Raw genomic sequence first — 11,718 nt, 5'->3', positions numbered from 1 at the left:
TATTCTGAACAAAACCTAAAAAAGGTCGTTTATGAAGTCATTAAAATTCTACTTGTGTAATTGGGTTTTTCTTATTGCTCTATAACATCTCTTTGTTTTTCACTGTGAAAAAAGTTTGATAAATTATAACCTCAGTTTAGCGAAGAAATCCCAAAATACTATTCCGGCAGAAATTACGATGTTAAAAGAATGTTTGGTTCCAAATTGCGGAATTTCGATGCATTCATCAATTTTAGCCATTACCTCATCGCTAACACCATCAACTTCATTCCCGAAAATAAGCGCATATTTTTTATTGGGATCGGGTGTAAAAGTATTTAGCATCGTGCTATTCTCTGCCTGTTCAATGGCAATAATTTCATATCCTAAATCCCTAAGGGCATCAACGGCCTGTAAAGTGTCTGTATAGTGAATCCAATCTACAGATTGAGTAGCACCCAGAGCCGTTTTTTCAATTTCGCGATGTGGTGGTTGTGCTGTAATGCCGCAAAGTATTACTTTTTCTAAAGCAAATCCATCAGCAGTACGGAATATTGAACCAACATTGTGCATACTGCGCACATTATCCAAAACCACTACAACAGGCAATTTTTCCTGTGCTTTAAAAGCTTCAATATCCGGACGGTTTAACTCGTCTAATTTTAATTTTCTCATTATTTTTTAAAGTGATTACACCGATGAGGTATAATTACGAATCTGTGGTTATCTGTGGTTAATATATTACAACTTAATTGGACCATTACCAATTTCGCTAATATAAATTGCTGCAGGGTAGCCGATATTAGCTACGTAATAATCTGTTAAGTGTTTTGCAAAGTCTTCTTCGTAACCTTTCTCCAGCAATGCAATTGCACAACCACCAAAGCCAGCGCCTGTCATTCGTGCACCGATTACATGGTCATAGCTGGTACAGAAATCTACTACAGTATCCAGTTCTTTACCGCTTACTTCATATAGTGTTCTTAACGATTCATGTGAGGCATACATCAGGCGGCCAAATTCTTCCAGGTTTCCGCCGTTTAATGCTTTAGCAGCCAAATGAACCCGATCATTTTCTTTAACTACATGTGTTGCACGGTTTAAAATAGTTTCATCTGTTATTAAATGGCTGTGTAAAGCAAACTTTTCAGCGTTAAGCTCACAAAGATAGTGAAGTGTAATTTCTTCGTTTAATAGCTTTAAGGCTGTTTGACATTCAGCAACACGTTCATTATATTTAGAATCTGCCAGTTCGCGCGGTTTATTGGTATTGATGATGGCCAGCACATAGTTGCCTAGATCAATATCAACCATTTTATATTTTAAAGTCTCACAGTCTAAAACAATCGCTTTGTTTTTTTCGCCGAAAGTAACCGCAAACTGATCCATTATGCCTGAGTTTAAGCCAATAAAATCATTCTCCACCCGTTTTGCAATCTTAACAAGATCTAATCGGTCGTAACCCAGGTTAAAATAACTGTTTAAAGCATAAGCCGTAGCGATTTCAATCGATGCAGAAGAAGATAGCCCTGATCCGATGGGGATATTTCCATAAAAAAGAAAATCCAGTCCGGTGATCTCTTTTCCATCTTTGATCATTTCATTAATTACACCTATAGGATAATTGGTCCAATGGCTACCATCTTTTCCATTTAAAACATTGCTTTCAACAGTCGTTTCCATCTCGAAATTCAGGCTCTTAAACCTAAATTTGTTTTCATTATTAGGCGCAATGGCCAACCAGGTTCCCAGGGTAATGGCACAGGGCATTACCAGACCGCCGTTGTAATCAATATGCTCGCCAATGAGGTTAACGCGACCGGGTGTAAAATATATGGCATCGGCTTTTTTATGGTATTGCGCTGCAAATTTTTCCTCAAGGTTAATATTCATTTGGCTAAAATATATTTATTAAAAGCATTAATAGTAGTATGTTTGTTTAGGATACAAAAGCCCTAAGTTACAATTTATGAGCGTTCAGCAAATACCTACCGGAAAAATTATTGATGGCGAAGAAGTTATCGCAATCGAACTAACCAATAGTAAAGGCACTTATGTTAAAATATTCAATTATGGTGCGATCATTAATAAATTCATCGTTAAAAATGCCAAAGGCGAAATGCAGGATATTGTATTGGGCTTTGATACTTTCGACGAATACCTTAATCCGGATTACCTAAACAAGTATCCATATCTGGGCGCTGTTGTGGGACGTTATGCTAACCGCATCAAAAATGGCCGGTTTACCATTGATGGAGAAGACTATCAACTGGCACAAAATGCTGGTACTGATACGCTGCACGGAGGTATAGAAGGCTTTGATAAAAAAGTTTGGGATATTGTTGAAGTGGGCGAAGGGCCACAATCGTCGGTTACCTTACAATATGAAAGTGTGGATGGCGAAGAGAATTTCCCGGGCAACCTAATCATCGACCTTACTTTCGAACTTACCGAAAATGATGAATTGATTTTAAGTTATGAAGCAGAGGCTGATCAGGCTACTGCAATTAATTTAACACACCATGGTTATTTTAACCTGGCACCAGATGGTGGAAATATTAAAAACCACAAACAGCAGATTTTTGCATCAAATTACCTTGAGCAGGACAGTAATTATTCGGTAACAGGCAAATTGATCCCTGTTGAAGGTACGCGCATGGATTTTACAAAATCTAAAGCGATTGGGCAGGATTGGGATGAGGAAGAAGGTTACGACCAAACTTACGTTCTGGATAAAATCTATGGCGATTTATCGCTGGCAACCAAAACAATTGAAGAAGAAAGTGGTTTAGTTTTAAGCGTATATACAACAGAACCGGTAGCACATCTTTATACTTCAAAATATTTGGATGTAAAAAATGGTAAAGGCGGAAGAGATTACGGCAGCTTCGGTGCTTTTTGCGTGGAAACACAGCATCACCCCAATGCCGTAAATATCCCTGAATTTCCAAGTACTATATTAAGACCTGAAGATTTTTACACGCAAACCACCATTTACAAAGTTTCATTAAACAAATAATTATGTTCACTATCGAAAACATTCGGGCAGCAGAATCAAAAATTAAAACTGGTTCAGATTTCCCGCAGTTTATAAAAGAAATTAAGGAATTGGGTGTGAAACGGAACGATGTTTATGTAAGCAATGGCTTATCGATCTATTTTGATGACGAAGATAATGCACAACAGGTGAGTCCTGATGAATATCCAACTTTGGTTATTAATGAAGAATCTTCTGCCGGAAAATTGGAACACGCTTTAGAAGTACATCAACAAGGTGAAACAGATTATATTACCTTTTGTAAACAGGCGGCAGATGCGGGAGTGGAAAAATGGGTTACTGATCTTGATGAGATGACCTGCACTTATCTGGATACAGAAGGAAATGAACTGGTAAAAGAGAAGATACGAACAGCATAAATATGGAGGCCCGAAATTTCGGGCCTTTTTATTTCTCTACAATCTTCGTCTTGACCAAAGTAAAACGTAGTGGAGATCTTTTAAGAAGATTTATTTAAGTGGAGTCAGATGTTAACATCTGACTTTTCAGTTTTTTGGATAAGTTGTTAATTTTAGTGCTTTATAGGTTATTAATGGTTTATTTTAACCACCTGAGACATCTTTGTGCACTAGAGGTTATACTGGTTGATTGATCAGCCTTAATTAAATCCTTTCCAACACCGTTTTAATGGCCTGTTCTACAATTTTATCAGGCTCATTACTGAATTCGAATTTCACACGACTGGCCAAAATAGCATTTACAGAAAGTGCTTTATGCCCCAAAACTTTTGCTAATGCATAAATCCCTGCTGTTTCCATTTCTAAATTGGTAATGCGGCACTGATTGCTCTGAAAACTATTGATAAGTCCGATGAAATCGGGAACTGCATTTTTCGCCCGTACTATCCTGCCTTGTGGAGCGTAAAAACCTGGAGCAGTAATGGTGATGCCATGAAACATATCTTTACCAATGGTATTCAACAGGCCTTTATCTGCAGCTGTTAAATAGGGGTTGATGTTTTTTAAATGACCAAAATGTCTCTTGATGTCATCCATTAAAAGCTGCTCTTCACCAGACGGTTGCTGTAGGTAATAATTCATTAAAGCATCCATGCCCAGGCCGTGTGAGGAAGCCAAAATGGTTCCCATTGGGATATCCGGCTGAACGGCTCCTGATGTGCCTACACGGATAATATTCAGTGAGGTCAACTCTTTTTTTACCTCTCGGGTATCGAAATTAACGTTTACCAGCGCATCCAGTTCATTAAAAACGATATCAATGTTATCTGTACCAATACCCGTTGAAAGTACAGTTACCCTTTTTTTACCTATAAAACCGGTGTGGGTAATAAATTCCCGCTTTCCTTTTTTAAATTCTATCTGGTCAAAATATTTACTCACTTCGCCAACACGGTCTGGGTCGCCAACTGTAATTACGGTATCTGCAATATCTCCAGGCAGAAGATTTAAGTGATATATACTGCCATCAGGATTGATGATTAAGTCGCTTTCGGATATTTTCATATTTGGTTTATATTGTCCCAGCAGATTTGGCTAAAACAGATTTATCTGTGTTGATCCTTTTTATCTGTGGTTACTAATCGTAATCTAATCCCTTTATACATTTTTTGGTTCCCTCAGATTTCGCAAATCAACGCAGAACTAGTGTCTGTGGTTATTAAATTGTGCTGAGATATTTTAATTTAACACCTTCAATTTTATCAAATTTACTCAAAACCTGATTGAGTTGTGCTTTTCTCACTTCAAATTTCAATATACAATTGGTGTCAAACTGTTGTGCTAAAATATGCAGATTTCCCTCCTTGCTCAATTTCATTACATCATTCATCTGTAGGTATTCGAAATGGGCTTCATACACATCATTAACCGTTTTGTTAATGATTTTTGAAGCTTTAATTGCTTCTATACTAGCGTTTTTATACGCGTTAATTAAACCTGGAACGCCTAGTAAGGTGCCTCCAAAATAACGCACAACTACAATTAAGACATTGGTAATGTCTTCTGATAATAAACAGTTCAGGATAGGCCGGCCAGCCGTACCTGAAGGCTCTCCATCATCATTCGTTCTATAAACAGACCGATCTGGCGTTAAACGGTAAGCATAACAAAAATGATTCGCTTTTACATTTTCTGCGCGAAGTTTAGCAATAATCGGCTTCAATTCTGCCTCACTGCGCATCGGATAAGCATAAGCAATGAATTTGCTACCCTTATCTCGAAATATACCTTCTGAGGTATTTTCGATTGTTTTATAAGAATCATCGAACAGCATTTTGTGATAGTGTAATGAAGATAACGGCGGCAATGGCCAAAATTATACCTGCGTAATTTAATTTGTTCAGCTTTTCTTTAAATACAATTACGCCAATTAAGGTACCTGCAATAATTACCCCTAAATTCATGGCTGCAAAAACTGTTGAGGGATTCTCTGCCAGTGCTTTGTGCGCTTTCATGTAAAAAAGAATGTTGCCAAAGTTAAAAAAGCCCAAAATCAGTCCACAAACAACATTAACCAATTGTAATTTTATTTTTCCCGAAATAACCATAGTGATCACAATTAGAAACGATACAACGAATGAAAGGCTGAAAACGGTGAAAAGTGAGGTCGTATAAGGTAATTCTTTGTATAATGCAATTTGTTTAAAAAGGACATCGATTACGCCAAAACCGACAAAAACCATAATAGGGAAAAGCAAGCTTCCTTTGCTGCCTTTTTCCTGATCGGATTTTCGTGAAAAAGTTAAGAAAATAGCCACGAAACCTAGCGCAAGACCAATAATTTTAAGATTATTGAAATCTTCTTTAAAAATAAAATAAGCCGCCAGTATTGGAATAAATAGCGACAAGCGTTGTGCAATGTCGGTTTTAACAATGCCAAGATTCTTTACTGATGCAGCAAGGAATAAAAATATCGACGGCAATAGAATAGCCAGCGCAATATAAATAGGCCATGGTGCGGTAGAATTAATCAGTTTAACATCTGGCTTAAAAAAAAGAAAACATAAGCTTAATGCAACCAGATAATTAATGGTAACGGCCTGAATTATACTGATCTGATACCGCTTGGCCAACTTTAATAATATAGCAACCGTAACGCTACAGCAAATGCTTAAAATAATGTAGATCATTTATTTATGTCGTTTAGATAGATAGAGAGTTCGTCATTTCCGGTTTGTATGGTTTCCTGCAGACTTCCATTAATGTTTGGAGAAGAAACTCCATCACTCCAGCTGGTTGATGAAGTAAAAATACGCGCTTCATCCCATAAGTTAGTATTTAGAAATTGATTTAAAATATTGGCGCCCCCTTCAATAATTACAGATTGTATATCCATCAGGTAAAGCTGAAAAGCAATTTTTTGTGCTAAATAAAAGTGCATATCTTCCATCTGGATATAATGGATATTGTCAACAACATCTGTTTTAACCTCATTAAAGATAATGGTTTTGGCCGCTGCATTAAAAATATGATTGCTTAGTGGCACCTGAAGGTTTTTGTCGATGACGAGACGTATGGGGTTTTTACCAGGCCACTCACGAGAAGTTAACTGTGGGTTATCCATAATCGCAGTCTGTTTGCCAATCAGGATTGCGTCTTCTTCAGTACGCCACTGGTGTGCTAATCGCTTGGCTAAAGCTCCGCTGATCCACTTTTGGTGGCCATCTTTAGTTGCAAAATAACCATTGGCTGTTTCGGCCCATTTTAAAATGATGTAAGGCCTTTGTTTTTCGATCCTGGTAAAAAACCTTCTGTTGAAATAACGGCAATCATCGTCCAGAATTCCACTTACTACTTCAATTCCAGCATTTTTAAGTTTTTCGATTCCTTTGCCATCAACGCTTGAAAAAGGATCTCTATTGCCAATAACTACTTTCTTTAACTGGTGTTTTACCAATAAATCTGCACATGGAGGCGTTTTACCAAAATGTGCACAGGGCTCCAGGTTAACGTAAGCTGTTGCCTGTTTTAGCATGGCCTCAGCCTCATCTCCATATTGATCAAATACAGCTTTAACGGCATTGGGTTCGGCGTGCGATTTTCCATATCCCTGATGATATCCTTCTCCAATAATTTTGCCGTCTACAACAATCACACAACCAACCATAGGGTTCGGACTAACGTTCCCCAAAGCTAAGGCCGCCAGGTCAAGACAACGTTTTATATAAAATTCATCGCTCATTAGCGCAAAAGTAGTAAAAAAAGAGTCATGGCTCTTATCAAAAGAGCGCTGTTATCATCTCAATTAAGTAATTTTGTATGTATGAAGGTAAGAGAATTAGCCGAACATTATGAACTGGAACTTGGCGCTTTATATGATAGTAATGAAGCAAAAGCATTATTTACTATTGCAGCCGAGAAGGTTTTAGCTCTATCTTCAGGTAAACTGATCATGCAAAAGGATATCGACATCAGCTTTATCAATGTGCAAAAACTATTGAGCATTCTTAACGACCTGCAGATTGGAAAACCTATTCAGCATATTCTGGAGGAAGCACATTTTTACGGTTCTGTTTTTAAGGTTAACGAACAGGTGCTTATTCCAAGGCCTGAAACAGAAGAATTGGTAGATTGGATCATTTCAGTTTGCAATACTCAGTTTTCAGTTAACAGTTTTGAGTCACCGAAAAGGCTAAATATGCTTGATATTGGAACTGGATCTGGTTGTATACCAATAACCCTTAAAAAACACTTACCAAACACTCAGGTAGCTACATTAGACGTATCTGTCGATGCTATCGAAGTTGCAAAACAGAATGCCAGGCAAATCGGTGTTGAAATCAATTTTATTACAGCAGATATTTTAACATTTCAATCTGAAGAAAAATTTGATGTTATCGTAAGTAACCCACCTTACATCAGGGATTTAGAAAAAATAGATATGCATAACAACGTGTTAGTATATGAACCACATCTGGCTTTATTTGTGAGCGACGAAAACCCCTTAATTTTTTATAAAGCAATCGCTGATTTTGCTAAAACCAATCTAAAACCTAATGGACAACTTTTCTTTGAAATTAATGAATATTTAGGTAAAGAAACTATTGAAATGTTAGCTGCTAAGGGATTTACTAATATCGAGTTAAGACAAGATATGCAAGGGAAAGATCGGATGGTTAAAGCAGGGGTTTGATGAGAAATAGTCGGGAGTCTGACGTCGGAGGTCCGAAGATATAATGTACTATTAAATCCTTAATATTCTTAACTTCTTAATGGTGAGGAAAATGTTACTACATCAGCTGTCCGAAAGTCCAAAGATTTAGGCCATAGAAAAACAAAACATTAAACTTTTGTGTCTTTTGTGCCTTTTGTGCCTTTGTAGTTAAAAAAAACCACGGATACACCGAAAATTATCCGTATTTGGTATACACCTTAATCATCACCATAATCTAAAAACCATCAACACTTAAGCCCTCGGATGAAATTGCGTAATCACCTCTCTCAAATAATCTCTATCAATGTGCGTATAAATTTCTGTGGTGGTAATACTCGAATGCCCCAGCATTTCCTGCACTGCACGCAAATCAGCGCCACCTTCAATTAAATGTGTCGCGAATGAATGCCTTAAAGTATGTGGACTGATCGTTTTCTTTAATCCCGTAGAAATTGCCAGGCTTTTGATCAGGTTAAAAATCGAAATACGAGAAAGTTTAGCACCAGAACGGTTTAAAAAGATAAAATCTTCATGCCCTTTTTTAATATTTGCATGTACCCGAACTTCATTAATGTAAATGTCGAGCAGTTTTAAGGCTACACCTCCAATGGGTACCAGACGCTCTTTATTTCCCTTTCCAAGTACTTTAATAAATTCGATCTGCGGAAAAAGACTGGAGATTCTAAGTTCTGTTAGTTCAGTAACACGTAAGCCACAGCCATATAATACTTCCATGATGGCTTTGTTCCGCATCCCTTCGGGTTTTGAAGCATCTATTGCAGCAATCAACTCATTAATTTCGTGGATATTAAGCGTGTCAGGTAATTTTCGGCTCAGTTTGGGCGCTTCCAATAATGCAGTAGGATCATTACTGATTATATCTTCGAGCATTAGATAAGAGAAAAAAGCTTTTAATCCTGATATTACCCTTGCCTGTGTACTTGCGAGCATACCAAGCTCATTTAACCATGAAATGAAAGATTTTAGGTCTATTATGGTAATGTCGCTTAATTTGGGTTCTTCATTTAAAGATTGGAAATACTGGATCAACTTATCAATATCATTGAGGTAAGCTGCTATAGAATTGCCAGATAGCGACCGCTCTAACTTCAGGTACGACTTAAATCCTTTAATATATGATGGCCAAAGCATGCTTTTATTTGAGATTTTTTATAACATTGCAACGTTACAACATTATATTATGAAAATACAAATTATTAATGGCCCAAACTTAAATCTATTGGGCGTTCGTGAGCCATCTATCTACGGAAATACCAGCATTGAAGATTACATTAAAGAATTAAAATCAGTTTATCCGGAAATCGAAATTGAATACTACCAAAGTAATGTGGAGGGCGAAATTATTAATAAACTACATGATGTAGGTTTCAGTTATGATGGGGTAGTGCTTAATGCTGGTGGTTATACGCATACTTCTGTAGCCATTGCTGATGCCATTGCCGCTATTAAAACGCCAGTGGTTGAAGTGCATATTTCAAATATCTATGCCCGTGAAGAATACCGCCATGTTTCGTTGACTGGAAAAAACTGTCAGGGGGTTTTAACCGGGTTTGGAATAAAAGGTTACCGTCTGGCTATCGAAAGTTTGTTGGTTTAAATTATCTTAAAATGTTCAAAAATCTAATCTTTATCGCTCTTTTATTTACTGCTCTTTTTGGTTATGCGCAAGAAAATCCCATCAAGAAAAATGTATTGAACGAACAATCTGTTGTAAGAGGAGAAGACGGTCTGGTGTATCCGTTTAATGCCTGGAAAAAATTGATGCAAACGGGCAAGTATGGCATTAAAAGCCGGAAAACTGTTACCGAGAGCGGTCAGCCAGAATATTTGATTTATGAGTTATCGGCTGAGCAGAAATCAGCTTATATGGATAAGATCCCAAAACCAAGAGCTAGCGATTCTTTTAGGGAAGGCGATTTGTTTAATGGCTTAAAAATTACCGATATGAATGGTAATAAATACGATTTAAGAGATAGTACAGGAAAAATTTTCGTGCTTAATTTCTGGTTTATCAATTGTCCTCCATGTAAAAGAGAAATTCCACAGTTAAATGAACTGGTAGCTAAATATAAAGACAATAAAGATGTGGTTTTCCTGGCCATTGCTTTGGATGAAAAATATGATCTGAAAAGTTTTCTTAAATCGACCGCCTTTGATTATAACATTGTGGATGGTGGGAGGTATATAGCCAATAAATATGGAGTTAAAGGTTATCCAACCCATGTTGTGGTTGATAAAAAAGGTTATATCGCCTTTAGTACATTGGGTTTGGCATCCAATACTATATACTGGGTAGAAAAATCAATCAATGAATCTTTGAAGTAGTTTGCCCTAGGACCTTGATCTCGAGCAGTGTATAACGTAGTCGAGAAATCTTTTAAAAAGGATGCTAATTTTTCCGCAGGCTGTCTTATAAATATTGTCATCCTGAGCTTGTCGAAGGACCTGTCTCAAATGTCTTACAAGGCGTTTCGACAGGCTCAACGTGACAAATTCAAAGTGAGATACAGCCTCATGATTATTCTCGATCTATTTTAACTTCGAAAAATATTTAACTTTCTTAATAAAAAATGCCCAAACAACACTATTGTTGTATACTCCTGTATGTTTGGAGTACTCTTTTTGAACCAATTTTCTTTTTTTATTTGTTTTTGACAAGGATTTAAGAAAATGCCAGTGTCCTTTGGTTACTGCCATGGTGAATTTAGGTTTTCCCGTTAGCAGAAAATGCCACCACGCAATAAAATCGATAAACATGCGAATAGTAATCCTGAAAATAGCATCACCTGCAGGTAGGTTTTTTTGCATAATAATCAGGTTATTCCTGAAATTGAGATAAGTTTTAAAAGGATTTTCAGTTTGTAATGTTCCGCCGCCAACATGGTACACTTCAGCATCCGGACAATACATAATTTTGTAGTTCAGGTTCTTTAAACGCCAGCACAGGTCTATTTCCTCCATGTGCGCAAAAAGATCGGCGTCCAATCCACCAGCTTCTCTCCAGCATTTGCTTTTAATGAAAAATGCCGCCCCACTGGCCCAAAAAACCTCAGTTTTATCATTGTACTGACCATTGTCTAACTCATAGACATTGAATAACCTTCCGCGACAGAAAGGAAAGGCATAAATGTCCAGATAACCTCCGGCAGCGCCTGCGTATTCGAACTGGTTTTTGTTCATTTGCCATTTAATTTTGGGCTGTGCTGCTGCAATCTGTGCGTCACTTTCCATTAGGCTTATGATAGGTTTAATCCAGTTTGGAACAACTTCTACATCCGAGTTGAGTAAAATAAAATAATCGGCTTCTACACGTTCTAAAACTTTATTGTAGCCTCCTGCAAATCCATAGTTCTGATCATTTTGGATAATTTTAACAGTTGGGAAGTTTTCTTGTAAAAATGAAACTGAATCATCTGTTGAGGCATTATCGCCCACAACAATTTGTAGGTTATCATATTCGGAAAGCAAAATTCCGGGTAAAAACTGCTTTAAATATGCTTTTCCATTCCAGTTTAAAATTACAACGGCTACTGATGGGTTCATTCTTT

Annotated in this window: 13 protein-coding genes; 5 read left to right on the top strand and 8 right to left on the bottom strand. The window is 37.1% G+C overall.

The features are described from left to right. Positions 1-123: 123 nt before the first annotated feature. Both BCL90_RS15240 and BCL90_RS15235 read right to left on the bottom strand, forming a co-directional pair. Positions 124-654, bottom strand: a complete 531-nt coding sequence (locus BCL90_RS15240) for an RNA methyltransferase (protein ID WP_121284861.1) — start codon at positions 652-654, stop codon at positions 124-126. 66 nt (positions 655-720) lie between these two features. Beyond that, positions 721-1,872 (bottom strand): galactokinase, encoded by a 1,152-nt coding sequence (locus BCL90_RS15235; protein WP_121284860.1) that lies wholly within the window; start codon positions 1,870-1,872, stop codon positions 721-723. A gap of 76 nt (positions 1,873-1,948) precedes the next feature. Here BCL90_RS15235 and BCL90_RS15230 point away from each other — a divergent pair, with 76 nt between their 5' ends. Then, positions 1,949-2,998, top strand: a complete 1,050-nt coding sequence (locus tag BCL90_RS15230) for an aldose epimerase family protein (protein WP_121284859.1) — start codon at positions 1,949-1,951, stop codon at positions 2,996-2,998. A gap of 2 nt (positions 2,999-3,000) precedes the next feature. Further along, positions 3,001-3,396, top strand: coding sequence for a DUF1398 domain-containing protein (locus tag BCL90_RS15225; RefSeq protein WP_121284858.1), 396 nt, complete (start codon positions 3,001-3,003; stop codon positions 3,394-3,396). A gap of 243 nt (positions 3,397-3,639) precedes the next feature. Here the strand turns inward: BCL90_RS15225 and BCL90_RS15220 are convergent, their stop codons facing one another. From BCL90_RS15220 to ribD, 4 genes are all read right to left on the bottom strand, one after another. Continuing rightward, positions 3,640-4,500, bottom strand: coding sequence for a nucleoside phosphorylase (locus tag BCL90_RS15220; RefSeq protein ID WP_121284857.1), 861 nt, complete (start codon positions 4,498-4,500; stop codon positions 3,640-3,642). A gap of 154 nt (positions 4,501-4,654) precedes the next feature. Beyond that, entirely contained in the window at positions 4,655-5,269 is a 615-nt protein-coding gene (locus BCL90_RS15215) for an IMPACT family protein (RefSeq protein WP_121284856.1), read from the bottom strand. Then, entirely contained in the window at positions 5,256-6,125 is an 870-nt protein-coding gene (locus BCL90_RS15210) for a DMT family transporter (RefSeq protein WP_121284855.1), read from the bottom strand. Before BCL90_RS15210 ends, BCL90_RS15215 begins: the two co-directional genes overlap by 14 nt. Further along, positions 6,122-7,177, bottom strand: coding sequence for a bifunctional diaminohydroxyphosphoribosylaminopyrimidine deaminase/5-amino-6-(5-phosphoribosylamino)uracil reductase RibD (gene ribD, locus BCL90_RS15205; RefSeq protein WP_121284854.1), 1,056 nt, complete (start codon positions 7,175-7,177; stop codon positions 6,122-6,124). Before ribD ends, BCL90_RS15210 begins: the two co-directional genes overlap by 4 nt. Before the next feature lie 27 nt (positions 7,178-7,204). Between ribD and prmC the strand changes: the two genes are divergently transcribed. Next, the gene (prmC, locus tag BCL90_RS15200; RefSeq protein ID WP_244095089.1) at positions 7,205-8,128 is read left to right on the top strand and encodes a peptide chain release factor N(5)-glutamine methyltransferase; all 924 of its coding nucleotides are present in this window, start codon (positions 7,205-7,207) and stop codon (positions 8,126-8,128) included. Positions 8,129-8,401: 273 nt separating this feature from the next. Here prmC and xerD read toward each other — a convergent pair whose 3' ends face one another. Further along, entirely contained in the window at positions 8,402-9,301 is a 900-nt protein-coding gene (gene xerD / locus BCL90_RS15195; protein WP_121284852.1) for a site-specific tyrosine recombinase XerD, read from the bottom strand. A 49-nt stretch (positions 9,302-9,350) separates the two neighbouring features. On the opposite strand from xerD, the gene aroQ reads away from it, so the two are divergent. Continuing rightward, positions 9,351-9,767, top strand: coding sequence for a type II 3-dehydroquinate dehydratase (gene aroQ / locus BCL90_RS15190; protein ID WP_208529883.1), 417 nt, complete (start codon positions 9,351-9,353; stop codon positions 9,765-9,767). 11 nt (positions 9,768-9,778) lie between these two features. After that, positions 9,779-10,495: a TlpA family protein disulfide reductase gene (locus BCL90_RS15185; RefSeq protein WP_121284851.1), complete on the top strand. Its 717-nt coding sequence runs from the start codon at positions 9,779-9,781 to the stop codon at positions 10,493-10,495. 204 nt (positions 10,496-10,699) lie between these two features. Here the strand turns inward: BCL90_RS15185 and BCL90_RS15180 are convergent, their stop codons facing one another. Next, positions 10,700-11,713 carry a glycosyltransferase family 2 protein gene (locus tag BCL90_RS15180; protein WP_121284850.1) on the bottom strand — a complete coding sequence of 338 codons (1,014 nt, stop codon included), beginning with the start codon at positions 11,711-11,713 and terminating at the stop codon, positions 10,700-10,702. Positions 11,714-11,718: the final 5 nt, after the last annotated feature.

The organism is Pedobacter alluvionis, from assembly GCF_003664035.1.
Classification (GTDB): Bacteria; Bacteroidota; Bacteroidia; order Sphingobacteriales; family Sphingobacteriaceae; genus Pedobacter; species Pedobacter alluvionis.
This window is presented reverse-complemented; position numbering and strand designations above follow the sequence as displayed.